The sequence below is a fragment of the Allomuricauda sp. R78024 genome, from assembly GCF_044596045.1.
Lineage (GTDB): Bacteria > Bacteroidota > Bacteroidia > Flavobacteriales > Flavobacteriaceae > Flagellimonas.
In genome coordinates, this window is sequence record NZ_CP138995.1 from 2,051,105 (window position 1) to 2,076,326 (window position 25,222).

The 25,222-nt window shown below is 38.0% G+C and carries 17 protein-coding genes; 3 read left to right on the top strand and 14 right to left on the bottom strand.

What is annotated here, in order from left to right:
* Positions 1-107: 107 nt before the first annotated feature.
* The 10 genes from SJY44_RS09125 to SJY44_RS09170 all read right to left on the bottom strand — a co-directional run bounded on the left by SJY44_RS09125 (position 108) and on the right by SJY44_RS09170 (position 13,192).
* Positions 108-860 carry an endonuclease/exonuclease/phosphatase family protein gene (locus tag SJY44_RS09125; RefSeq protein ID WP_396589464.1) on the bottom strand — a complete coding sequence of 251 codons (753 nt, stop codon included), beginning with the start codon at positions 858-860 and terminating at the stop codon, positions 108-110.
* A gap of 177 nt (positions 861-1,037) precedes the next feature.
* Positions 1,038-1,811, bottom strand: a complete 774-nt coding sequence (locus SJY44_RS09130; protein WP_396589465.1) for a DUF1080 domain-containing protein — start codon at positions 1,809-1,811, stop codon at positions 1,038-1,040.
* Between the two features lie 7 nt (positions 1,812-1,818).
* Positions 1,819-3,519: a sodium:solute symporter family protein gene (locus SJY44_RS09135; RefSeq protein ID WP_396592088.1), complete on the bottom strand. Its 1,701-nt coding sequence runs from the start codon at positions 3,517-3,519 to the stop codon at positions 1,819-1,821.
* A 16-nt stretch (positions 3,520-3,535) separates the two neighbouring features.
* A complete protein-coding gene (locus SJY44_RS09140; RefSeq protein ID WP_396589466.1) occupies positions 3,536-3,796 on the bottom strand; it encodes a DUF4212 domain-containing protein in 261 nt (86 codons plus the stop codon).
* A 21-nt stretch (positions 3,797-3,817) separates the two neighbouring features.
* Positions 3,818-5,272, bottom strand: coding sequence for a sulfatase (locus SJY44_RS09145; protein ID WP_396589467.1), 1,455 nt, complete (start codon positions 5,270-5,272; stop codon positions 3,818-3,820).
* Between the two features lie 48 nt (positions 5,273-5,320).
* A complete protein-coding gene (locus SJY44_RS09150) occupies positions 5,321-6,076 on the bottom strand; it encodes a sialate O-acetylesterase (RefSeq protein WP_396589468.1) in 756 nt (251 codons plus the stop codon).
* A 238-nt stretch (positions 6,077-6,314) separates the two neighbouring features.
* A complete protein-coding gene (locus tag SJY44_RS09155) occupies positions 6,315-7,820 on the bottom strand; it encodes a RagB/SusD family nutrient uptake outer membrane protein (RefSeq protein WP_396589469.1) in 1,506 nt (501 codons plus the stop codon).
* Positions 7,821-7,838: 18 nt separating this feature from the next.
* Positions 7,839-11,138, bottom strand: coding sequence for a TonB-dependent receptor (locus SJY44_RS09160; RefSeq protein ID WP_396589470.1), 3,300 nt, complete (start codon positions 11,136-11,138; stop codon positions 7,839-7,841).
* Positions 11,139-11,338: 200 nt separating this feature from the next.
* The gene (locus SJY44_RS09165; protein ID WP_396589471.1) at positions 11,339-12,484 is read right to left on the bottom strand and encodes a FecR family protein; all 1,146 of its coding nucleotides are present in this window, start codon (positions 12,482-12,484) and stop codon (positions 11,339-11,341) included.
* A gap of 126 nt (positions 12,485-12,610) precedes the next feature.
* Positions 12,611-13,192: an RNA polymerase sigma-70 factor gene (locus tag SJY44_RS09170; protein WP_396589472.1), complete on the bottom strand. Its 582-nt coding sequence runs from the start codon at positions 13,190-13,192 to the stop codon at positions 12,611-12,613.
* 1,059 nt (positions 13,193-14,251) lie between these two features.
* Here SJY44_RS09170 and SJY44_RS09175 point away from each other — a divergent pair.
* The 3 genes from SJY44_RS09175 to SJY44_RS09185 are packed head-to-tail and all read left to right on the top strand — an operon-like array spanning position 14,252 to position 20,234.
* Complete coding sequence (locus tag SJY44_RS09175; RefSeq protein ID WP_396589473.1) at positions 14,252-15,496, top strand: M14 family metallopeptidase; 1,245 nt, start codon at positions 14,252-14,254, stop codon at positions 15,494-15,496.
* 27 nt (positions 15,497-15,523) lie between these two features.
* The gene (locus SJY44_RS09180) at positions 15,524-18,757 is read left to right on the top strand and encodes a SusC/RagA family TonB-linked outer membrane protein (protein WP_396589474.1); all 3,234 of its coding nucleotides are present in this window, start codon (positions 15,524-15,526) and stop codon (positions 18,755-18,757) included.
* A 13-nt stretch (positions 18,758-18,770) separates the two neighbouring features.
* Positions 18,771-20,234 (top strand): SusD/RagB family nutrient-binding outer membrane lipoprotein, encoded by a 1,464-nt coding sequence (locus SJY44_RS09185; protein WP_396589475.1) that lies wholly within the window; start codon positions 18,771-18,773, stop codon positions 20,232-20,234.
* A gap of 112 nt (positions 20,235-20,346) precedes the next feature.
* On the opposite strand, the gene SJY44_RS09190 is transcribed toward SJY44_RS09185, so the two are convergent.
* The 4 genes from SJY44_RS09190 to SJY44_RS09205 are packed head-to-tail and all read right to left on the bottom strand — an operon-like array spanning position 20,347 to position 25,190.
* Positions 20,347-21,930 carry an amidohydrolase family protein gene (locus tag SJY44_RS09190; protein WP_396589476.1) on the bottom strand — a complete coding sequence of 528 codons (1,584 nt, stop codon included), beginning with the start codon at positions 21,928-21,930 and terminating at the stop codon, positions 20,347-20,349.
* 10 nt (positions 21,931-21,940) lie between these two features.
* Positions 21,941-23,236 (bottom strand): M20/M25/M40 family metallo-hydrolase, encoded by a 1,296-nt coding sequence (locus SJY44_RS09195; RefSeq protein ID WP_396589477.1) that lies wholly within the window; start codon positions 23,234-23,236, stop codon positions 21,941-21,943.
* A gap of 54 nt (positions 23,237-23,290) precedes the next feature.
* On the bottom strand, positions 23,291-24,163 hold the full coding sequence (locus tag SJY44_RS09200) for an aminotransferase class IV (RefSeq protein ID WP_396589478.1): 873 nt from the start codon (positions 24,161-24,163) through the stop codon (positions 23,291-23,293).
* Between the two features lie 31 nt (positions 24,164-24,194).
* Positions 24,195-25,190 carry a hypothetical protein gene (locus SJY44_RS09205; RefSeq protein ID WP_298924979.1) on the bottom strand — a complete coding sequence of 332 codons (996 nt, stop codon included), beginning with the start codon at positions 25,188-25,190 and terminating at the stop codon, positions 24,195-24,197.
* Positions 25,191-25,222: the final 32 nt, after the last annotated feature.

A 25,222-nucleotide genomic window follows, 5' to 3' on the forward strand; every position in this document is an offset into this window, starting at 1 on the left:
ATAACCGTCAGTTACGGGTGGTTTGACACAGACTTTAGCAATTCCGAGTGGATTCGGACGTAGTCGAATCCGTCTTAATTGTGGTTATACTTTGTTGGCAGTAGTATTCATAGTCTTATTAGTATTGGAAGATGGTCAGATGGGAATAGATTGTTCTTTCTTTTATCATCAATACTTCTATAACTTTTCACATCTATGTTTCGGGTGAAAATGTAGTCTATTCTTTTGGTCAGAACCTTTTCAATGTCAAATTTATTATATGTTCCTATTGGACCATAAAGGATATGGTGGCTGTCATCATAGCTGTCATCTAGGTATCGGCTTAGAATTTTGATTGGCTCTTCAGAAGGTAAACAATTAAGATCACCCAATACAATTACATTTTCATCTGATAACTTTCTTTTCTCTATAAAATTGACCAGCTGTTCGGCGGATTTTTCTCTGGCTATCTCTCCTCGGTGGTCAAAATGACAATTGATTATGTGTAAAGTCTCTCCATTTGCCTTATTTTCAAAAACGCCATAGACCATAATCCTATTCAATTTCGCATCCCATCCCCTTGAAGCTTTTTCAGGAGTCTCAGATAACCAGAAAACATTGCTTTCTAGCAGCTTGAACTTAGTCTTATTATAGAACAAAAGAATGCTTTCGGTATCTGTATTCAAACCGTCTCTACCATGTCCAATGTATCCATATGCCTCCAGCTTATTAGCTATGAATTTACTTTGATTGGGCATGGCTTCTTGGATCCCCAAGAAGTCGGGTTTATAGTACTTGAGTAATTCAACCACTTCATTTTTTCTAAATTCCCACCTATTTTCACCATCATTTGGATTGTCATACCTAATGTTGAATGACATAACCTCAGTCTGCCCAAAGCAGATGCAATTAGTAAATACCAAAATGAAAATTGTCAATCTTATTTTTATACTGTTCATTTAATCATATTTATTGCAGCTAACGGTCTTGTATAACCGTGAGTTACGGGTTAATAGGCATTAATTTTCTTTAGCACGGACGTTAGCAATTCATAATCTTTAATCTTTTTTAATTACTCTTAACTTGATGTTGCGGAAAGCTGTTCTTGGTCCTTCGTCCTGTAATAAAATATTCCCTTCATTAAACTCACCCCAATTTTTAATATTTGCATACTTACTTTTTGCCAAAAGCTGATAATACTTCTTACTGCCCTTTTCAATTTCAACCGTTTTTGTTCGATTTAGCCAGTGTTCGATGTGATTCCCATCAACTATAATACGGGCTTCATTCCACTCTCCAATTGGCCTTGTCTTGGTATTATCCGGTGCCCGGATTAAATCGTACAATGAGCCACAGGTCCGATTAAAATCGAGCTCTTCATAAGGCCAGTTATTATTGTCTAAGATTGCAAATTCCAATCCAAGGCCATGTCCGGGAGCTGCTTTGAGAGATTCGTTTACAAAATATTTAATTCCGCTATTGGCCTTTTCTTGGATTTTAAATTCGCACCTTAATTCAAAGCTTTCATATTTTTTATCTGTTATAATATCACCCCCCTTAAACGAGTCCGGCATTTCATTACCCAGACAGATAAGTTGTCCATCTTCAATAATCCATCCGTTAGATGGAAAATCTTTTTTATATATGCCTCTCCATCCCTCAAAAGTCTTTCCGTCCCATAGAAGTGTCCACCCTTCTTTTATCTCTTTTTTCGTCAAAGTATTGGCCTGATTGGTTGAATTATTTCCATTTATCGATAAGCAGGAAATTGAAAAATAAACCACGCCAATAATAACTCCGATCAATACTAATTTATTTCTGATTTTACTCATTTTCATTTTAATGATTATGAGCTTCTCTTGCTCCAATCGGTATTCTAATATTTTCAACGATTTCTTGAACGGCTTCGGGAGGTTCTGGTGTAAACCTCATAATAATAATAGACACTAAAAAGTTAAGTACCATTGCTACAGTACCAAAACCTTCTGGTGAAATACCAAACCACCATTCGCTTTTATCGGGAATAACATCATCAAACCACCCTAATCTGTATTTTACCATATATAATAACATAGCAGTTATACCTACTACCATACCTGCTATGGCACCTTCTTTATTCATTTTTTTGTAAAAAATACCTAAGATAATTGCAGGGAAAAATGAAGCTGCAGCCAAACCGAAAGCTAACGCAACAGTTGCAGCAACAAAGCCTGGTGGATTAATGCCAAAATACCCTGCAACACATACTGCGGCTACTGCAGATAGGCGAGCAGCAACTAGCTCCCCTTTTTCTGATATATTAGGGTTTATCATTTTTTTGATTAAATCATGAGATACAGATGCTGAAATAACTAATAACAAACCTGCCGCTGTTGATAATGCTGCTGCTAAAGCACCTGCAGCTACTAAGGCAATTACCCAATCGGGTAAATTAGCTATTTCTGGATTTGCCAGAACCATAATATCATTATCAACTATTAACTCATTTTTAGAGGTGTCGGCTACATATTGAATTAGTCCGTCGTTGTTTTTATCAGTGAATGTAATAAGTCCTGTTGTTTCCCATTTTTTAAACCACTCAGGTACATTTGTATACGGTTTGTTTGAAACAGTCTCAATCATATTTGTTCTTGCAAAGACTGCTACTGCTGGCGCTGCTGTATATAAAATAACAATTAATAACAAGGCTATTCCTGCCGATTTACGAGCGTCTTTTACTCGCTTTACTGTGAAGAAACGTACAATAACATGTGGTAAACCAGCTGTACCAACCATTAATGCTAATGTTATAGCAAATACGTCTATTTGTGATTTTGAACCTTCTGTATACTCCGTGAAACCTAAATCGGTACTTAATCCATCTAATTTATCGAGTAAATAAGTTCCTGAACCATCAGCTAATGTGCTTCCAAATCCTAATTGCGGAATTGGGTTTCCCGTCATTTGAATGGAAATAAAAATAGCAGGTACCATAAAGGCAAAAATCAGCACGCAATATTGTGCTACTTGGGTATATGTAATGCCTTTCATACCTCCTAAAACCGCATAAAATAAAACGATGATCATACCTATAATAACACCCGTATTAATATCAACTTCCAAAAAGCGAGAAAATACTAAGCCCACGCCTCTCATTTGTCCAGCCACATAAGTAAACGAGACTATAAGTGCACAAAAGACACCTACCGAGCGAGCTGTATTGGAATAATAGCGGTCTCCTATAAAATCAGGTACTGTAAACTTTCCGAACTTTCTTAAATATGGTGCTAATAATAATGCTAAAAGCACATAACCGCCAGTCCATCCCATTAAATAAACTGCGCCATCATATCCTGCAAATGAAATAATACCTGCCATAGATATAAAAGATGCAGCACTCATCCAATCGGCGGCTGTGGCCATTCCGTTAGCTAATGGTGAAACGCCTCCGCCAGCAACATAAAACTCTTCTGTTGATCCTGCTCTAGACCAAATGGCTATGCTTATATACAATGTAAAAGTTATACCGACTAAAATGTATGTCCAGTTCTGAACTCCTATACCTGAAACTAACAAACTATGCATCATAGCCGTATTTTTTATCAAGTTTATTCATCAAGCGAACATAGACAAATATGAGTATCACAAACACATACATAGCACCTTGTTGTGCAAACCAAAAGCCTAGTTTAAAGCCTCCAATTCTAATGGTATTTAACTCCTCTTTAAATAAAATTCCGGCTGCAAAGGATACTATAAACCAGATTGCTAATAGTATAAAAAGATATCTTATATTTTCTTTCCAATAGGCTATAGCATGCTTTTGTTTTTCACTCATGTTTTTAGTTTTTGAAATACCTTAATATAGTTTTAACTTTTTACCTTTTATTCTCTTTTTCAGTACATCAACCAAATCTGGATGTTTGCTTGAAATATTTTTGGTTTCCTTTTCTTCACTAGTCAAGTCGTACAACTCAACATCATCATCATCATGAAGTGTTAAACGATGCGTTTTTGTTCTAATGGTTCTAGCATTTTTGTAATAAGCAAAAGCGTCGTGACCTATAGAATCTTGATTCTCCAGTATTGGTCTTAACGATTTTCCTTGAACAAATTCAGGTATTTCTAAACCAGCTAAGTCACAAAGGGTTGGAAAAATATCAAGCGTTTCGACAATGGCTTTAGTCTTAAAATTTTGATTATTCATTTCAGGATAATGGATAATTAATGGAGACTTTAATGACTCATCAAATAGACTATGTTTTCCCCAAATAGCATGTTCTCCCAAATGCCATCCATGATCGCCCCAAAGAATAACTACGGTGTTTTTATCAGCACCTGTACGCTTTAATTCAGTCATGATTTTACCTACTTGAGCATCAGCATAACTTACGCAAGCTGCATAATGCTTACGAGTTTCATCTGCAAAAACGCTATCAGTGTTCGGATTCTTTCCCCATGTATTATACTTATTAAACTCACCTGAACTATGCCATGTTGTCTTCCCTTTGGGTTTATCGGGATGAGCAATTGGGGGGAAAACAACATCTTTATACCTATCTAAATATGACTTGGGTGCTCCAAAGGGTAAGTGAGGTTTAATGATTCCAATAGCCAAAAAGAACGGTTTTTCAGTATCGGTAGAAAGCAATCTCAATTGTTTCAATGCCTCATCCGCAGTTATTCCATCTGGGTAGATGTTATCAGCGCCCTCTTTAGCTTGAAAAACGTCCATATCTGATGGCTTTAAACGAATTTCTCCATTGGCTAGTCCATGCATTATTCCTCTCGGGTGCTCCCAATTTCCAATTGGCGAAATGTGTTTGTCCCAAGCACCTGGCATTTCAAGGATCTCATCATCGTCCCAGTTATCACCTCCTCGTCCACCAGGGTGATGCGAAATTTTACCTACTGATACAGTGGTATAACCATTCGCTCTAAACCACTCTGGCATACTGAGATGTATCTTTTCCTTTCCTTTTTTTATTTTATCAGCCCGTTGAAAAAGAGCGTTATTAGATGCAAATCCGTAAAGACCAGTTAATAGCGTATATCGTGATGGACCACAACTTGGTGCATTCACATAATGATTTAGGAAAGAGACTCCACTAATGGCTAACTTGTCAATATTGGGAGAGCTAATATGGTTTGCACCAAAGCAATTAAGTTCGGGACGAAGGTCATCTACGGCAATAAAAAGTACATTCGGCTGTTTTTTCACTTCTTTTACTAGTTGCTTCTCTTTGGTTTTGCAACTGAAAATCAAGGCAAAAATACATATAGCCAAAACGGTATGGTATGGTATTGATTTCATGTTTTATCAATAAAATTTCAAGTACAATCCTTATCGGGATGGCAAAAATTAGTCTTTATTTTTAGACGTTAATTCCAGATATTTCTTTGCGTAGCGTTTTCCCAATATAATTTGAGAAGCTCTGTCAAAATGTACTGAATCGCCTTTGTGCATCAAATCGGTTGCTTTTACAGCTCCCAGATTTTCAACATGTTTTTTTAGATTCAAGAGTACTTTATTGATGCTATCTGAAGTACCGCGCCAGTTGCCAATTTCGCCAACAATGACAGGAACATTTGGTGCGTTCAGGTCTTTTCTTAAATGGGTTATAAAATCAGTAAATTTTTGGGTGTATACTTCCCATTTACCTCTGTCTCCTTCGCCCTGATGCCATATAATTCCTTTAAGAACCCCTTTTTCCTGTGCCTTTAAAGTCCTTTTTACCGCTTCGTTATAAAATTCCCCCCCCTTTTTCCATTGGTCGATTCTAGTACCTCCCTTAACATTGACCACTAAGCCTACCTTTTTATCTGTATCTGCCAATGTTTGGGCAAACGACCAAGAGGGCCCCAATTTTTGCATGGACATTTTTTTTCTTATAGTAGAATATCTGTTTAATGGATTTTTGGCAGGTTCCCACTCATCTTTATCATTAAATAGGAAGATGTTTTTTTGAGGAATGGTATCTGTTGCCGCCATTTCTCCTCTGCCCGCCATATTGGATTGGCCAATACTCAAGAAAATTTCTGTGGTTTTACAGGAAATGAATGAAAAAATCGCTAAGACTAGTAACAATTTCCTTAGGGTAGTTTTTTTGTTTTTCATGCGTATAATTATTTTTAAATACAAGGGCTTTTTGAAACAAACCCTGTCTGCCGTGGTTGTCACGGCAGATAGAGTCAATAGGAAACTTGTGGCTGTAGCCAACTATAGGTGAAAGAGACAAAGTGTTGAGAAGCTCTTTTTGATGATGTGTCCATCTGTACGAACTCAAAAATGAGTCATTTTTTGTCAAATAAAGAGCTTACATCCCTAAAACAAGGATTTGTTAATGTTCTTTAAACTACTCCTCTTCATTTGTACGTTCTTGCTCATACCCTTCCTGACCTTCAAAATCCAAGAGTAAATCAAAATCATTTTGTGGTATAGGGTAATATTTGTGATGTTCTTGTACATTTTCTCCAGCTGCTGGGTCATTGTTTCGTATGGTTTCTGTAAGGATACCCCATCGAATCAAATCATGCCTTCTTTTCATCTCATAGGAAAGTTCTAATGTACGCTCGTTTCTTACCGCTTCTCTAAAATCAGATTGTCCAAGACCGTTCAATGGAGGCAGGCTAGCCCTTGTTCTAACACGATTAAGTGAGGTCTCTGCTAATCCTGGTCCATTGGTCTCATTTTCAGCCTCGGCATGCATCAACAGAATATCTCCCAATCGATAAACAATAAAATTGGTACGATCTCTTCTGGCATCACTAAAAAAGTCCATTGGGGCTTTTCCGCTTGAAGTCCATTTTGCCACAAACGGGAAATTATTTGGAGTCCAAATGTCATAAGTAACAATTCCGCCAGATGTCCCATCAGCTAGAATATTTTCAATCTCAGTTAAAAAAGTAGAAGCTTTTCTCAAATCGGTATCTTCCCAAAGATCCATAATTTCTTCACGAGCAATTGGTAAACCACCATCGCCTCTTTGATTTCCCATTCTACTACCTCCAGGACGCGATGCAGTTGCAAAACGATTTCGGTGGGATTGAATTGAAAAAATACATTCTTGATTATTCTTGTTGTTTACAAGGAACAATTCTGAATAATCTACCAATTGAAAAGGACCTTCATTAATGATTTCTTTGGCCTTGTCGGCTGCATCTTGCCATCTATTTTCATTGTATTCATTGCCTGAAAGGGTAAGATATACGGCTGTAAGTGTTGCTTTGGCACCCCATTTAGTTGGGTATCCGTCAAAGACATGGTCTTGGTTCCAATCATTTGTATAACTATCTTCGATAGCCTCCAATTCTTCCCTAACAAAATTAAGTACCTCTGAACGACTATTACGGGTCGCTCCCAATATTTCATCGGCCCCTTTTACGGGAGATTCAATAATCGGAACTCCGTCGAACAGTCTTACCAGATCAAAATAGACATAGGCCCTTGCAAACCTAGTGGCAGACTTAAAGTTATTTTTAAACTCGTCAGTCAAGCCCTCAGCATTTTCTATGCCTTCCAACAAGTTATTGGCATTAGCTACGATGGTCCAGCATTCTCTCCAAACTCTTTCAATACGACTATTATCGGTCTTCCAAGTGTATCTATCAAGATCTGTTCTTTCTTCATCACTTGTTCTTATAGTCAACATATCGGTTGTTCCCTCGGTAAGGTAGTAGTAGTGTAATGAATAATAATTACCGCTTGCAAACCTTCCCATAACACCGGAAAAGAAATTATTCACATCCGCCTCGCTACGAATTGCTTGTGGAGCCAAAAAACTATTTGGGTTTTCTTCAAGAAAATCCGAACACGAGAACAATACGGACAGAATTACGATTATATAAATTTTATTTTTCATTTTTTATAGCTTTAAATTTTAAAAAGAGGCTCTTAAACCAAGTGTTACAGATTTGGCAACTGGATATGAACCATTGTCGAAACCTAACACGGTGTTTGAATTTCCGTTCGAGTTCACTTCAGGATCAAATCCTGAATAATTAGTCCAAGTAATTAAGTTTTGCCCACTAATGTTAATATTAAGAGCAGTAAGACCTAATTTTTCGAGAAGATCAGTTTGAAAATCATACCCTAGTGAAATATTCCTTAACCTCACATAGGATCCATCTTCTAACCAAAATGAGCTGAAATTGTTAAAGGAAGGTGTTTCCCAGGGAGCTGGCCAAGAATTACTTGTGCCTTCTCCTCTCCAACGTCCATTGAATTCCTCTACGGTTTTCACACTACTTGCAGAATGGGTTAAGTTAGCTACATCATACCCTAGCTCTGATGTTATGTAGAAATTCAGATTAATTCCTTTATACGACAGTGTATTGTCGATACTGAAAATCAAATCGGGTTGTGGATTACCTATAATACCCTGATCCTGAATATCCACCACACCATCGTCGTTTATGTCCTTGAATTTAACATCTCCTGGTACAGCACCCGCAAAACCACTAGCATCTACTTCTTCTTGGGTTTGGTATATGCCATCAAATTCATAGCCCCAAAAAGCTCCGATAGGTTCTCCCTCAATTAAGCGTACCGAACCAGCTCTAGCGTAGTTATAGCCAGGGTTTAACAATATTTCATCCTTATCACCCAAGTCTACCACTTTGTTGTCATTGATTGACAAGGTAGAGTTTGAAGCCCATTTTACATTTCCGATATTCACATTGGTGCCTAGCGAAAATTCTAGTCCGCTATTCTCAACCTCACCAACGTTGCTCAGCAATGAACCAAAACCGGTTATTAAAGGAATCGTTCTTTCTACCAGAAGATCTAATGTGTTTTTCTTGTAATATCCAGCGGTAAAGTCAATTTTACCACCGAATAACTCTACATCCAACCCTATATCCAATTGGCGAGTACGCTCCCATGTTAACGATGGGTTGCCTAAATTGTCTAAAATAACCGTAGTTATGGGCGTCACGCCATCTGGAGCAAATCGAGTATCTCCAGTATTAACTTCGGCTGATGCAAAAGTTTGGAACGGAGAAACCGATTGGTTGCCGACTTCACCCCAGCTTCCTCTAAGTTTTAAAAAAGACACCAACCCTTCATTGTTGAAGAAGTTTTCATCACTAATCCTCCATCCCAAAGCGAAAGAGGGAAAAAAAGCGTATTTATTCCCTTCGGACAATACGGAGGAACCATCATAACGTCCACTAGCCTGAAACAAATATTTACCATACAATGCATAGTTTATACGTCCAAGATAAGACAGTAAATTTCTTTGGGTTGACCCAGAATTTATCATGAAGAACTCTGGATTGGAAAGTTCGATTTGATTGAAGGTATTGCTCTCAGTTGGAAAATCTTCAGCATCTATATCAGAGCTAAAAAAACTGTCCTCTTGCGCAGTAAATCCACCCAAAACGGTCAAATTATGATTATTGTTGAATTCTTTGTTAAAAACCAAGGTGGTCTCAGATATCCAAGTGTTAGCATCTCTATTGTCTATAGCAGCTACACCATTATTGCTACCTTCCAGCAAGGCGGACGTAACAAAAAACCTTCTTAGTCTATTATTTGATGTATAGGCAAACCGGGTGTTTAGATTTAAACCTTTAATAATTTCATAATCTGCAAATACTGAAGCCTGAAGAAAATCCCTTGTTGTAAGATCTGTTCTTTCTTTGGTGAGTGCCAATGGATTGTTTCCATCACCATAATCCCACATCCATTTATCGGTATAATTACCGTTGGTATCTAAAGGAGAAAGAATAGGTGAGAATCTAATGGCTGCTGCAGTTATACCTGAGCCATTAGATCCCCCAGAGGTATTTATAAATGATGAATTCTGACCAGATCGAGCATAATAAGCTCCAACACTAACCTTTAGCTTGTCACTAATTTTTTGGTCTAAATTTAAACGTATTGTACCTCTTTCAAAATCTGACCCTTTAATGATTCCTTCTTGATTCAGATAATCCAATGAAAGGGCTACTTGAGTATTTTCATTTCCTGACCTGATAGAGAGATTGTGATTGACCATTGGAGCAGAGCTAAATATTTGGTCTTGCCAATCAGTTCCTTTTCCTAAATTTGTTGGTTGTCGGTTTTCTTCCTCTACATTACCATTACCTGAATCGATAGCTTCATTAATGTATTGGGCATGTTGAGAAGCATCAATTAAATCTAATTTATTCCTTACTGTCTGCGTTGCATAAGAGGTGGAGTAGTTTACCGATGTTTTTCCTATTCTCCCCCTTTTGGTGGTGATAATGATTACGCCATTTGCTCCTCTAGACCCGTAAATTGCTGTAGAGGAAGCATCCTTTAAGACTTCTAAAGACTGAATATCATTAGGGTTGACCATTTCCAGTTCAGAGCCAATTATTCCATCTACAATTACCAAAGGGCTGCTACTTGCATTAATGGAAGAAGTTCCACGAATTCTTATACGAACATCGCCTCCCGGATTAGAATTGGCATTACTAACCTGAACTCCTGCAATTCTACCTTGTAGCAATTGGTCACTTCGAGTAGCCGGGAATGCATTTAGATCTTCTCCTTTAACCGAACCTACTGAGCCTGTTAAATCTCTCTTTCTAATACTCCCATACCCAATAACAACAACTTCGTTAAGTTGTGACAAATCGGGTTGTAATTGTATATTGTGTATTTGGATATCGTTTACGGGTACTTCTTGATCAATATAGCTTATATAAGAAATGATTAAAATTGCTCGACCTGAAGACACCTTAAATTCGTAGTTTCCATCAAAATCAGTAGCCACGCCATTAGTTGTACCTTTCTCTGTAATACTCGCCCCCGGTAAAGGATTCCCTTTTTCGTCGGTAACTGTGCCAGAAATATTAATAGGATCTTGTTGTACGGACGCTTGCTGTTTTGGAATATTCTTGGTTGTTTTCGCCTCGCGCAGCACTACCTGCAAATCCAAGACCTTGTATTCGGTATCCGTTTGCTTGAACAAAAGCTTCAAGATGGTTTCAATTCGCGCCTTGTCAACTTTTATCGAGACCCTTCGGTCTATATCCACATCTTTCATTTTGTAGACAAACCGAAATTTCGTTTTGGATTCTATATCATCGATGACTTCGGCCACCGGAACATTTTCATGATTTAGACTAATTTTAGTCTTTTGGGAATAGCTTGTATTGGCCTGAAGGGCAAAGATGGTAACCAATAAAAATAATGTTGTTAGCTTCATCTTTAAATCGAATTTTGGTATTGGCAGGCATCTTCTCTTACTTATAAAGAAGTTTTTCATATTTTTAAGTGCTTTATTGTGGTTATCTAATTTTTAGTAAATCACAATTTTATCATCGGGGCATGTTCATAGCATGCTCCGATTTTTTGTGATATTTTCATTTCATTTTTAGTTTCTCCTCATAAATGGTCATTTTTTGGTTAATCTATAATCACTTGGTTATTCTCTATATGATATTGTATTTCGTGCGTTTCATTGAAATAGCGTAAAATGTTCTCTATGGGCTGATCCAGAAAACTGGCATTGAACCGTTCTCGTCCAAGTTCCCTGTTCTGATTGGTAATGGTTACATTATAATGACGTTCCATTTTCAGAAGAATAGTATCGAATGGTATATTTCGAAAGACCAACTCTCCACTCATCCATGCCGTATATATCGATGTATTGACTTTCTTGGCGGAAAGGTTGTTGTTGGCGCGCCCAAAGGTTCCCTGAAAGCCTGGCTCTAAAAACATACTTGTCTTACCTTCCAATTCACTACCATCCTGATATAGCCCAACAGATCCTTCGACCAGTACCACGGCGGTGGTTTCATCCTCTTGGTAGGCCGATACATTGAACTCCGTGCCCACTACCTGTACATTCAATTCCTCGGCATTCACGATAAAGGGATGGTCAGGATCCTTGGCCACATCAAAATAGGCTTCCCCGGTTAAAAATACTTGTCTTCGGGCCCCCTCCAAAAATGTAACGGGATACCTCATTTTGGTTCCGGCATTCAGATATACAACAGTGCCGTCTGATAGTCGCAAATCGAATCTTTTGCCATAGGGAACGGTCAGAGTGTTGTACACCACTTCTTCAGTTGCTGCCTTACCTTCATATACCAATTGGGTTCCTTTTTGTGACCCTACCACAGTGCCGTCCTTATCCATGATTTGCGTATTTCCGTCTTCATCGATCACCTTGATTGTTCCATTTTCCAGTTCAAGGGTGATGACTTCGTCCACAGGAACCAAAAGTTGGGCATCCGTGCTTTCAAAAAAACCTTGCTGGAATAGGATTCCGAGCCCGATCAATACAATGGCAGCGGCCGCGTATTTCAAGTAGGGAACAAGACGTCTATATGTTGTTTTGGAATAGGCAATCTCCTCGAATCGTTCAAGGCCTTTTTCAGTATCCACCGTTTCATGTGCCTCGTTCAGTTTGGAGGCTATAATGACAGCCTTGATTTGGTAGAACCGCTTCGCGTTTTCCCTCGATTCAAGAATCCAGTCCTGCATGGCGTCCTTTTCCTTTGGGCCGACGGGCCCTTGGAGATAGTCTATAATGTCCTGATCGTTCATATCAAAAAATCGATTGGCTATTCTAGGAACAGCATGATTTGTTTCATCATTTTCCACCCAAAACTATCAGTGGAACATATATAAGTCGTTTCAGAAAGGATTTACACCTACTCGAAAGTGAAGTTTTTATAAAAAAAGGCTCAAGAAGTCCTTCAGGTGCAATCGCATATGGGCGAGGGCCTTGGCGATATGGTTGTCGACAGTCTTATGGGAAATACCCAATTCTTCGGCAATTTCCTTGTGTTTTAACCCTTCCATCCGGCTCTTGACAAATACTTCCCTGCATTTATTGGGCAGCAGTTCCACACCCTCCAGAATTTTTTGTCCCAACTCATTTTCCAGAAGTAGAGAGGCCGCTTCATCCTTCACAAAGCCATATTGGATGAGCTTGGTCTTATAAAGGGCATCGTCTATAAAATTGCGTTTGATCTTTTCATGCCGTAATTGGTCCAGACAGCCCCGTTTGACTAAAGTATAGAGATAGGCGTTGATATTGGTGATGTCGGATAGGTTGCCTCTTTTGTCCCATAAGTACAGAAAAACGTTCTGTACGATTCCCTCTGCATCCTCGGCACGGACCAGATAGTTCCTGGCGATGTAGGTAAGTTTGTCGTAATACAATCGGAAGAGGGTCTCAAAGGCCGCCTTGTCTCCCTTTTGGAGAAGGGATATAAAAGAAGGGTCGATATGGGCATTTTGCTGTTCCATTACAATACGTTGTTCCTGTGGCCACAACCTTGGGCATTCCTTTATGGAAACAAATGGTTATTCATAGGCAAGCATACTTAAATTAATGGAGCAGGTTCATGGGGGCGTTTGGTGTTTTAAAAAGTATTCTTTTTGTGAAATCCAACCTCTTAAAAATCTTCATTATTATCAAAATAATAATAAAAAATTTACACTAAACTAAATAAATAGGTCCAAATGACAACATTTTTGCAATAAGTTTAATGAAAATGTTGTTTTTGTAAGAATACTCTTTATAGTGCACTTCATCATACCTTACTAATCAGAACAACTCCATTACATCACAGGAAAATCAATTTTGGGATAAAAGCACTACATTGTTTAGCATACCAATCGTAGATGGGAATACCCTTGTTGGTCGCCTCGATTGGAAGCCTAAATCTTTTATCTAGAGAGTCCCAAACCTGATCTTTTTAGTGGTTTCGTTTATTGACCTTTTTTGGACACAACGATTTCACTTTTGCCCTTGAGTTAAGACCTATAGTGATAAGTTGAGCAAAGGAAATCTTATTTGTACTCCATTGTATCCATTTGACATACTTTTTTTATTTTTACTTTACGAAAGCTTCAGAAAGCTGTCGTTCGTGACGAAAAGGGTTACGAGAATTGGAAAGAATAAATGGAAACACTTGGTTTCCAAATGGATAGTGGAGGAGGTTCAAACTCTGTCATCCCGACATTTTTTTTAATTTACAGACCCTATTAATCTTTTGGTTGATAGGGTTTTATGTATTCTCTACTTAATGAATCTGTAATTGAATACTGCAAAGGTTTCGAGCTTTTAATGAACAGAAGTTGAATGATCACTGTGTGTTTTATGTATGATTAGATTTTAAACCTTAATGACTTAAATGGATTAACAAGGAATACCATAAAAATAGTAAGAGTATATCGGGGCTTATGTTAAGCGATGGAGTATAGTAAATTGGTATGCCTTCAAACCAAAAATTGGTTTGTTATCAGCACATTAATTTAACTTTATTTTATGATAATTAACTAACCTCAAAACCACAGAAATCCATGGTGAGCCTCATGCGATTTTCACATTCTATTTTGGTAATATGCCTTATTACCTTCACAGTTTCATGCACTGGCTCGCGAATCATAAAATTTCCAAATAAAGTTGATACAAAGGACAAACCAATAGTCCTGCAGCATAAGCAAGTTGAACTTGTAACTGATATTGGAGTTTATGTTAGTAATGACTTTCCAAGCGCTAGACTAAATAATGTAAGTGTTAAAAATGATAGCACTTTAGTATTGAGAATTCAACCTGAAAATGAACCCATAAACAACAGTGCCTATTTTGCTTTTAAGACTTGGGCAAGTAATGAAAGGGATGTTTATTTTCAATTTAGCTACCCTAAAGGATATAAACACAGATATATTCCAAAGTATAAAACGGCAGATAGGGGATGGGTACAAGTAGATTCTGCAGTATTTTCCATAAAGGATACTATTGCTACATTAAAATTTAGAGTTTTAAAAGATACCACTGTTATTGCTGCTCAGGAGGTTGCAACATCACAAGATGTTAAGGATTGGTATACTTCCATTTCAAAAAAAAATGGACTAGTAACCAATCTGAAAGTTATTGGAAAAACCCATTTAGGAAAGGATATTCCAATGCTAGATATCTATACAGAGGCTGCAACAAATAAGGATATTATAGTATTACTGACTCGTCAACACCCACCTGAAGTGACAGGATACTTCGCCTTTCAGAGTTTTTTAGAAACTATTCTACAAAGTGGTGAGCTTACGGATAGATTCCTTGAAAAATATAGAGTATTGGCCTTCCCTCTAATGAATCCTGATGGGGTGGATCTAGGACATTGGAGGCATAATGCAGGAGGTGTTGACCTTAATAGGGATTGGAGCAAATACAGACAGCCAGAAATATTGGCAGTGACCCATCAAATAGAACAAACTATAAAGGAAGAAGGTGTTAAGGTATTGTTGGGGTTGGATTTTCATTCCACTTGGCACGATGTCTTTTATACCAATGTAGAACGGGAAAATACGAATCTTCCAAGTTTCGTTGAAGATTGGTTTGCCCAATTGGAAGCAAACATTCCAAATTATAAGGTTAACGAGAAAAGTGCAACAAGTACCAGACCCGTATCCAAAGGTTGGTTTCTAAAACGATTCAATGCAGTCGGCATCACATACGAAATAGGGGATGAGACCCCAAGGGATTTTATAACACTAAAAGGAAAAGTATCAGCCTATGAAATGATGAAACTATTAACAAACAGCAACTAATAAATAACTATCTAATTACTAAATTTTATGAGAAAATCATTTTTAACATTCCTACTGGCATTTTTGACTGTAGGAATTGGGTATTCCCAAGTTTCGATTTCTGGTACAGTCTCAGATGAGACCGGTCCTTTACCAGGGGCATCGGTTTTTGTGAAAGGGACTACCAATGGAACTACAACAGATTTTGATGGAAATTATACTATTGAAGCGAACCAAGGGGAGACACTTGTCGTGTCTTTTATTGGTTATAGCACAGAAGAGCGGGTTATTAGCTCAGAGACTTCAATGAGTTTTGTGCTGCAACCAGACGCGGAAAGCTTATCAGAGGTAGTGGTAACCGCATTGGGTTTTGTAGAACAGCGGGATAAAATGGCATCTACCTATTCGAAAATTGATGCTGATAAACTGGTACAGCCCGTAGAAAACAAAATTATTGACGGGATTGCGGGTAAGGCAGCTGGTGTAACTATTAATGCAACCTCGGGTGATCCTGGTGCTGGTTCTAACATTCAAATTAGAGGAACAAGTTCATTGAGTGGTTCAAGCCAACCTTTAATTGTTGTAGATGGTATTCCATTGAACAATGACAATTTAGCGGGTTCTGGTGATGATGATCAATCCGCAGGGGTATCACAACAATCTAGGTTAAATGATATCAACCCAGAAGATATTGAATCATTTCAAGTGTTTAAAGGGGCATCCGCAGGTGCATTGTACGGGTCAAGAGCCTTAAACGGTGTTATTGTAATTACTACAAAAAAGGGTAAAGCAGGTAGATTTAATGTAAGCTATTCTACAGGTGTTTCTATTGATCAAATTGGATATGAGCATCCATTGCAGACCGCTTTTGGTCAAGGTAATGGCGGTAGTTTTAGTCCAACAGCACAACGATCATGGGGAGATAGAATTTCAGAAAGAGCTGGCGGCGCTGATGGCGTTGATACCTCAGGGCAGTTTTTTGAATCTTTGACCACAGGCAACATTATTTACCCTATTACTCAAAAGAATTCAAGAGAAATTTTCACTAACAGAAATTTTGACCAGGTTTTTCAAACAGGTATTACTTACGATAATAAAGTTTCCGTGAGCAGTGGTAACGAGAAAGGAACGTATTACATAAGTGCTGCACATGTAAACCAAGAAGGTATTATAAGAAGTAGTTTTTATAAGAAAACGAACTTTACTATCAATATGACACAAAACTTGACGGATAAGTTGAGGACCAATTTTAAGGCCAATTATGTGCATACAGGTTCCAATAGGACACAACAAGGTTCCAATACTGCAGGTTTGTATCTAGGATTGCTGCGTACTCCGGCTGATTTTGATCAAACAGATTATATTGGTAATTACAATAATGGTTCAGGTTCTATTACGCCTAACAGACATAGAGGGTATAGAAGGTATTTGGGCAATAGTGACAATGTCATATACAACAATCCGCTTTGGACTGTTAATGAACAAGAAAGTACAGCTAAAGTAAATAGACTAATTGGTACCGGTGAAGTTTCATATCAATGGAATAATAATATTAGTAGCATTGTTAGAGGGGGAGTTGATTTTTATGTTGATACAAGGGTTTACTTTTTCCCGTATTATACAGCGGGTGCTGCAAGGAGATTTGGTCTATTAAACGATGAAACTTTCAATAACGAAGAGTATAATGCTGATTTACTAACCAACTTCAACTATGAGTTGAGTAAAAACCTGAACAGCAATATAATTGTTGGTTTTGGTCTTAATGATAGAAGACGTAAAAGAACTTTTACAGAAGCGGATAACTTTGTTGCCAATTTTAGAAAACCTCTGGATGCCAATGAGCTTTCTGCAAAAGCAAATATTGGTTCAGAAACTACCAGAACCAGCAGAAGGAATATTCGCTTTTACGGGACTGCAAATTTTGATTATGCAGATCAGCTGATCTTACAATTAGGTGGCGCATTTGAAAAGCACTCTGTATTACCCAAATCAAATAATGGGTTCTTTTATCCTAGTGCGGAATTGGGGTGGACCTTTACTAAGGCATTAAAAGATTCAGGGCCTTTATCGTTTGGTAAGATACGATTAGCCTATGGTCAAGTGGCAAATGTTCCAATTGCACATCGAGAACAAACGGTTTTTGAAGTGGGAACGTTTTCAAGTTTCTCGGATCAAATAGCACTTGAAGATTTTGGAGGTGGATTTCAGTTTGATGAAAGGTTAGGAAACCCTGATTTAAAACCTGAAATCAAAACGGAGTATGAAGTAGGGTTGGATTTACGATTCTTACGAAACAGATTGGCCTTGTCAACGACCTATTATACCAATAAAACGGAAGATGTTTTATTGGATCTTGCCCTTGTTCCATCACTTGGTTTTGATGAGATTTACGCCAATGGTGCTACCATAGAAAATGATGGTCTAGAGATTGAATTACGATATGATTTCCTTAGAAAAGAGGACTGGAAAGGCTCCATTGCTTTAAATTATAGTACTAATGAAAATGTTGTAAGAGGTGTAGATGGTACCGGAGAGTTTATCCAAGAATTCTCTGAAGGTACTTCTATTGAATCTGTAGCGATTGATGGCGAGCCCCTAGGAGTATTGTACACTCAAGGTGCTTTAAGAAATGATGATGGAAGCTTGGTTTTGGATGCTAATGGTTTTCCACAAGTAGATACAGGCGGAAATCTTATTGTTGGAGATCCCAATCCAGATTGGAGAGGTGGTTTGCAATTTAATCTTGCATACAAGAATTTATCCTTAGCGGCATCATTTGATACAAGTCAAGGAAATGATTTGGCACAACGTACTCGATTTATTTTATCCTTTTTTGGAACACATGCAGATGTAGGTAAGACCATTACCTTATCAGAAGATTTAACAAATTTTGATGGAGATGTAATCCCCGCCGGTTCTGTGGTCAGAGGAAACGTTGGTAACTTTGGTGGCGGCAATGTACTGTTGGACGAAGAATATTATACTTCCTTATATGGCTTTGGAGATGGAAAGTTAAATGAATTTGCTGTTGAAGACGGTAGTTGGACACGACTGAGAGAACTATCATTGTCATACAGGCTTGATTCAGAAAACTTTAAAAAAGCGACTGGCTTAAGTTCGGTGGAGTTTACCGCTTCTGGTCGTAACTTGATTATCTGGACAGATGTCGTGGGTATTGATCCCGATATTAGTCAGTTTGGTGTTGGTAGAGCTCAAGGTTTAGATTATTTCTCTAACCCGGGAGCAAGGACATATGCTTTTGGAATCAATTTTAATTTTTAACAAGTAGGAAATTATGAAATCTATATATAAAATAATGTTATCATTGATTTTTCTAGCATCGGTAACAGCTTGTGATGAATACTTAGATGTAAATGAGAATCCCAATGATTTAGTGGAGGTTCCTTCTGGTGACTTATTGCTTAGAGGAACATTATTGGCAAATGCCCAAGTACAACAGGGACAGTTGGCAAGAACAAGCATGTATTATACAGGTGGCTTGATAGGCGTTCAGTTAGTACAGCAGACTTTATACAATTATGATTATACCCCCGGAGATTCTAATGCGGTTTGGGGGTTCATTTACAATGGAATCTTGGTTCAAAATAAGGAAATGAGGAGGCTCTCCCCAGAAATTGGATTTCTTCAGGGTATTGTTGATGTAAATGAAGCTTTGGCAGTAGGGACTGCTACTTCTTTATTTGGGGATATTCCATATTCTGCAGCTGTTCCCGATAATCCTGGGTTGGATTCTGAAGATCCAACTTTGGATGCTCAAGTAGATATTTATACAGCATTACAAACATTGTTAGATGGTGCAATTCCAAAATTACAAGATGGCTCTATTACTCCTTCATTGGCTACCGCTGACGCTGAAGTTAATGTTGATAATTATTTTGTTGGAGACCGTGATAAATGGATTGCTGCAGCATATACTCTAAAGGCTCGCTATTATTTGCAAACAAAACAGTATGCTCAGGCATTGGCAAATGTTGTGAATGGTATAAATGATGCTTCCGGAACAATGAATTATAACCCAGAAGGAGAAGTAAATGGAGATAGTAATATTTTATTCAATTTTGTAAACAGTAGTCGTGCAGAGGATATGACGGGAGATGGAGCCTTTTACAGGGATTTAATGGATCCAGATAATGTTGATAGCAGAAACAATGCTAAAACTGATGAAACTGCACGTAGGGCGTATTCTTATATCAGTGGTGACGGATCTCAGGAAAGTAGTATTGAAGAAGATCTTTTTAATGGAATAGATGGTCCTGCAACCCCTATGAAACTAGTAAGTTATGAGGAGAATTTACTGATATGGGCGGAGTGTTTGATAAGAGCAAACAACGATGTGCAAGGAGCTGTAGATAAGTTGAATGAATTAAGAGTTTACCTGAATTCTGGAGAAGCTTTTAATTTAATGAACACCGATGATACATTTTTGTATGATTCATATGTGCTAGCTGATTTTGAAGCTGGAGGGATGGAGAACACAGATAATATTGCTACAGACAGAGCGGTATTACGTGAAATTATTGAAGAGCGCTATGTGACAGGATTCAGTACTTATATGCCTTTTAATGACGTAAGAAGGTTACGTACTGAGACAGATTTAATAGTGCCTTTCCCCCTAAACAATGCAACTACTACGGTCAATCCTCAGCGTTTTCTGTATGCACAAGAAGAGATTAACAATAACAGTAATTTGCCGAACCCGATACCGGATTTGTTTACGCCAACACCTGTTAATCAATGAGAAAGATTAGTAGTTAGTTTTGAGTTAGCTTAGTTTTCTCATGTTAAAAGGGATGCAATTTGCATCCCTTTTTTCTTTTCATAAACAACAATAAAGGCTAGCTCTCAATCTTCTATTTAGCTGCTGTTTTTCTCAATACTTTTCCTGCTTTTATACCGTTGAATTTTGATTCATCAATGGAGATTTGCCCATTGACCAATACAAAATGTATCCCTTCAGGGTATTGATGAGGGTCTTCAAAAGTTGCTTTATCAATAATGGTATCTGGATCAAAAACAACAATGTCTGCTTTCATACCTTCATTAATCATTCCTCTATCAGTCAACCCCAGAGAAGAAGCAGGCAATTTTGTCATTTTATAGATTGCTTCAGGTATTGTTATGATTGACTTTTCTCTTACATAATACCCCAGTACCCGTGGGAACGTCCCATACCATCTAGGGTGGGGGTGTCCTTGCCCTGGTCTTACAAGTCTACCATCAGATGCGATCATGGTTTGCGGATGCTTCATGATGCGTTCCACATCTTCTTCATGCATAGCATGATAGATACAAGATGCTCCGCCATTTACCTGAGCCTCTATAACTAAATCGGCACCATTTTCAAGTGTTGGTTCAAGCCCTCTTAATTCGCACCAATACTGCAATGTTTTTCCTTCCAATTCTTTCATCCACTTCACTTTGGCAAATTGAATACGCGTTAAGTCATTTCCACCTCTATCATTAAGGATATTAAAAATTATTCCCGCTTTAATACTATCTCTAAGTTGTGGATTTTGGACTCTTTCTTTAAATGCTTCCGTTCCACCTGCTCTTGCCCAACTTGGAATAAGTACTGAAATTCCGGTGTGACTTGCACTGTATGGATATTGGTCGATTTTTATGTCGAGTCCAATAGTTCTGGCAGAATCTACCATAGCCAAGGTCACCGTACTTTTCCCCCACATAGGTTTTCCTATTGCTTTATGGTGTGTCAGTATTACTGGAATATCAGCCTTTTCTGATATACTAATTGCTTCTGCTACAGCATCAAACAGTCCCAAACCTTCTTCTCTTAAATGTGAAGTATAAATTCCACCTTTTCCAGAAGCAACTTTTGACAGCTCTATTACCTCATCTACATTTGAAAAGGCACCTGGCAAGTACTTTAACCCAGTTGAAATACCAAAGGCGCCTTCATCCATTGCTTGTCCCACTTGGGCCTTCATTTCTTGTAATTCTTCTGCTGTTGGAGCTCTATTGTCTAAAGCCATTACGTTTTTCCGTATTTGGTTATGGCCAACCAAATATGCTATGTTCATTCCAACACCTATTTGCCCTAAAGTATCTAAATGAGCTTTGATAGGCCATGGACTGCCTCCATCTGGCCCTCCTAGAGCTGTTGTAACCCCTTGTCTTATATGGCTTTCACAATCTGAAAGATTTAGTATAGGGTCTAAGTGGGCATGCATATCTATAAAGCCAGGAGCAACGGCCATCCCTTTTGCATCGATTATTCTTGTTGCCTTGTATTCTGATAAGTCTCCAACACTAACGATAGTTGAATCTTTAATAGCGATATCTGCATTAAAAGGAGCATTACCGGACCCATCATAAACTTCTCCGTTCAAAATAAGAATATCATATTGTTGCGTATCATTACAGCTCAAGAAAAAGATTGCTGCTAAAACCAGTTGAAAGACTATTTTACTTTTCATGTGTTTAGTTTTATTTGGAAATTCCTGCTTCAGCTAATGTTAATAATAAGGCTAATTTTATCGCTTCTGCACCATTGTCATTGATCCACCATTCACCTAAAGCATGAGCAGAACCCCCTTTTCCACCTCGTCCTATGGTTATTGCCGGAACGCCTTTGGATATTGGGATACTAGCGTTTGTAGAGCCAATGGTAAGTTTTGGTGAGGCATTAAAGTAATTGGAAACTGCAATGGCCCGTTGCACCAATGGATTATCAACTGCTGTTTCGCCAGAAGGTCTGTCACCAATTTTTACTAATTCCAATGTTATTGCATCCTTGATTCCGGATGCATTGTATTCATCTACAGCTTTTCTCATGGATTTTAAGAATATAGCATCTATTTCTTTGAGTCTGTCGGCACTTACAGATCTCATATCAACTTCCATCCAAGATTCAAAAGGAATAGAATTTACAGATGTACCACCTCCAATACGACCTACATTAAAACTTGTTTTGGGACCTTTTGATGTATATCCAGAAGCTTGTAAGCTAAACTCTTTAATAGCCACTCCTAAGGCATGATGTGGATTGGCCAAACCAAATGCGCCCCATGAATGTCCTCCTTTTCCTTTAAAAATTGCTTTATATCGTACTGAGCCAAGTGCAGCGTTGTTTACTCTGCCAATTTTTCCTCCATCAATTGATATCCATGAGTCAATTTTATCTTTGCCTTCTCGGAACAGGTGCTTTACACCTCTAAGGTCGCCTAGACCTTCTTCACCAACAGACCCTATAAATAGAATGTCTGCTTTAGTTTTGATTTCAGCTTTATTGATGGCTTTTAATGCGGCTATGACCATAGCTAATCCTCGAGTATCATCACCAATTCCTGGCGCATAAAGTGTGTCTCCTTTTTTTGTGACCGTAACATCTGTACCTTCAGGAAAAACGGTATCTAAGTGGGCATCTAAAACAACAACCTTACCTTCTTCTGAGCCTTTGCGAAGTCCAATCACATTTCCTACCTCATCAATCCAAACTTTTTCCGCACCAGCATCTTCTAACATGGACTTAAACTTTTCTGCCCTAACGGTTTCTTTAAAAGGCGGGGCAGGGATTTCTGTTAATAAGACGAGGTCACTATTGGTTTCGCTCTCAATATCAACAACAACCTGAAGCGCGTGTTGAATAGCTTTTTGGCTTCCAAGTTTTTTAATTTCCTTATTATAGGTTTTAGTTGCTTGTGGAATGTCCTGGGCATAAATTAAGTTAGCATTGATTATGATTAATAAAAATAGAACGCCTACTTGGGTTATTCTTGTCATTGTTTTAGGTTTTAGTTCACACGTTGTTATATCGATATTTCTTAAAAGACAGTATTAGTTGGTTATGGTGGTTCCTTTATGTCTCTCCTTTAATTCTAAAAATGCTTGTTGCAATTTCTTGGTTATGGGACCAACACTGCCATCTAGGCTATAAAAATGGTCGTCAATCTTACCAATTGAAGCAATTTGAGTTGTTGTACCACTCAAGAAAGCTTCATCCATAGTAGTCAGGTTCTCTTCCAGAATGGGTTCTTCCTTAAATTCTATTTTTAGGTCTTTACATAATTGTATTACTACTTGTCTGGTGATACCATCCAATATGTAGGTATCTGCAGGATGCGTATAAACGACGTCGTCTTTTACAAAAAATACATTGCAATGAGATGCCTCCGTTACTCTTCCATCTCTTATAAAAACTGACTCATACATTCCTTGTTCCGCGGCTTGGTTGTTTGCCATTACATTTCCAAGAAGTGAGGTTGCCTTTATATCACATCGGTGCCATCTATTGTCCACAGTGGTAACCGTTGCAATATTTTTTTGGTTGATATCGGGTAATGTAAATGGAGTGGCATACATAATAACAGTTGGTGTGATAGCTTTTAGAAATGCATGCTTTCTAATGGCTACGCCTCTAGTAATCTGCATATAAACCAGGCAGTTTTTGCCTGCCAAATTGGATGCAGCTAGTAAATTTTCAATTTCCGCAGGCAATGTGGTTACATCAAAATCTAAGTTTATTTTTTGCAAGCAACCTGTAAGTCTATCCAAATGTTCTTTACCATAAAAAAAGGCATTTCCAATTTGAACCATTACTTCATACACTCCATCACCAAACAAAAAGCCCCTATCAAAAACTGATATTTGGGCTTCTTGATGAGGGACTATTTTTCCATTTATATATACCTTATCTGGATAATTGGCCATTTTAGATTTAAAAATATTGTTATTTATTATTTTAATTTAAATACCCCGGGACGGCTATGGTAGCCATAGTGTGCAACCCAGGAGCTGCTTTTACAATGCTCTTTACAGCGTTTATAGTAATAGCACAGGTGGCGATATCACCATTTATCCCGGTATCTATTTCAGAGGTAAAAGATGGAATTCCCTTTACCGTGATTTTGTCATAAGATCTTGGCTCACCTACTGCAGCCTTAAAATGCATTTCTATTTTGCATTCTCCATTTTGATAACCATGAGAAATCTGTTGAACTCCGCGAGCATCTCCTTTCTGTATGTCCATTGCAGGTGTCTTTAAACTACTGTCCGCTATTACTGGATTTAGGTTTTCTGTTACATCATCCAATGTAAAACCTAAGCTTTCAGCTAGGAAATATACGGATTCTTTAAGTCCAACATGCCTAAGTGTGCCTTCCGCTTCTTTAGCTTTGAATGTTTCTAAATCCAATCCAGCTCCAATTTTCTTTTGAAAAGGAATTCGCCTTGGTGTGGCATCCTGAATTCGCTCTACTAAAACGCTATCAATGTTCTTGCAAACTGAACTAAGTACTGATGGGAGGTAATCCATTAAAAAACCAGGATTTACCCCAGTGCCCAGACAAGCTACTTCGTATTTTTTGCAAATTGCTTCAATGTTCTTGGTAGCTTCAGGGTTTTCCTCCCAAGGAAACGAAAGTTCTTCGCAAGTGGAAACTATGGGAATTCCATACTTAGCCACTTCTTCAATTTGAGATTCTAATTTTTTTATACTAGAAACTGTTGTGATTATGGCGGCATCTGGTTTTTCATTAAGTTTTTGCAGTGCATTTTCCACAGAATTCTCAATTAAAAGTTTTGATGTATTACCATTAATGAGTTGTCCAAAATCAGTTCCTTCCAACTGTTTGTTTATATCTATTGCCGCAATTGTGCAAATGCTTTTTTTTTCAGAAATGTACCTACCAATTTGTTGCCCCAAAGGCCCCAATCCTATTTGGATTACTTTAATCATATTTAGTTAAATATTTAATATTTAGTTGTTTA

Bases quoted from the DNA above. Each gene is read 5' to 3' on its own strand.
- SJY44_RS09125 (WP_396589464.1), bottom strand. From the start codon at position 860: ATGTCATTCAACATTAGGTATGACAATCCAAATGATGGTGAAAATAGG.
- SJY44_RS09130 (WP_396589465.1), bottom strand. From the start codon at position 1,811: ATGAGTAAAATCAGAAATAAATTAGTATTGATCGGAGTTATTATTGGC.
- SJY44_RS09140 (WP_396589466.1), bottom strand. From the start codon at position 3,796: ATGAGTGAAAAACAAAAGCATGCTATAGCCTATTGGAAAGAAAATATA.
- SJY44_RS09145 (WP_396589467.1), bottom strand. From the start codon at position 5,272: ATGAAATCAATACCATACCATACCGTTTTGGCTATATGTATTTTTGCC.
- SJY44_RS09150 (WP_396589468.1), bottom strand. From the start codon at position 6,076: ATGAAAAACAAAAAAACTACCCTAAGGAAATTGTTACTAGTCTTAGCG.
- SJY44_RS09155 (WP_396589469.1), bottom strand. From the start codon at position 7,820: ATGAAAAATAAAATTTATATAATCGTAATTCTGTCCGTATTGTTCTCG.
- SJY44_RS09160 (WP_396589470.1), bottom strand. From the start codon at position 11,138: ATGAAGCTAACAACATTATTTTTATTGGTTACCATCTTTGCCCTTCAG.
- SJY44_RS09165 (WP_396589471.1), bottom strand. From the start codon at position 12,484: ATGAACGATCAGGACATTATAGACTATCTCCAAGGGCCCGTCGGCCCA.
- SJY44_RS09170 (WP_396589472.1), bottom strand. From the start codon at position 13,192: ATGGAACAGCAAAATGCCCATATCGACCCTTCTTTTATATCCCTTCTC.
- SJY44_RS09175 (WP_396589473.1), top strand. From the start codon at position 14,252: ATGGTGAGCCTCATGCGATTTTCACATTCTATTTTGGTAATATGCCTT.
- SJY44_RS09180 (WP_396589474.1), top strand. From the start codon at position 15,524: ATGAGAAAATCATTTTTAACATTCCTACTGGCATTTTTGACTGTAGGA.
- SJY44_RS09185 (WP_396589475.1), top strand. From the start codon at position 18,771: ATGAAATCTATATATAAAATAATGTTATCATTGATTTTTCTAGCATCG.
- SJY44_RS09190 (WP_396589476.1), bottom strand. From the start codon at position 21,930: ATGAAAAGTAAAATAGTCTTTCAACTGGTTTTAGCAGCAATCTTTTTC.
- SJY44_RS09195 (WP_396589477.1), bottom strand. From the start codon at position 23,236: ATGACAAGAATAACCCAAGTAGGCGTTCTATTTTTATTAATCATAATC.
- SJY44_RS09200 (WP_396589478.1), bottom strand. From the start codon at position 24,163: ATGGCCAATTATCCAGATAAGGTATATATAAATGGAAAAATAGTCCCT.
- SJY44_RS09205 (WP_298924979.1), bottom strand. From the start codon at position 25,190: ATGATTAAAGTAATCCAAATAGGATTGGGGCCTTTGGGGCAACAAATT.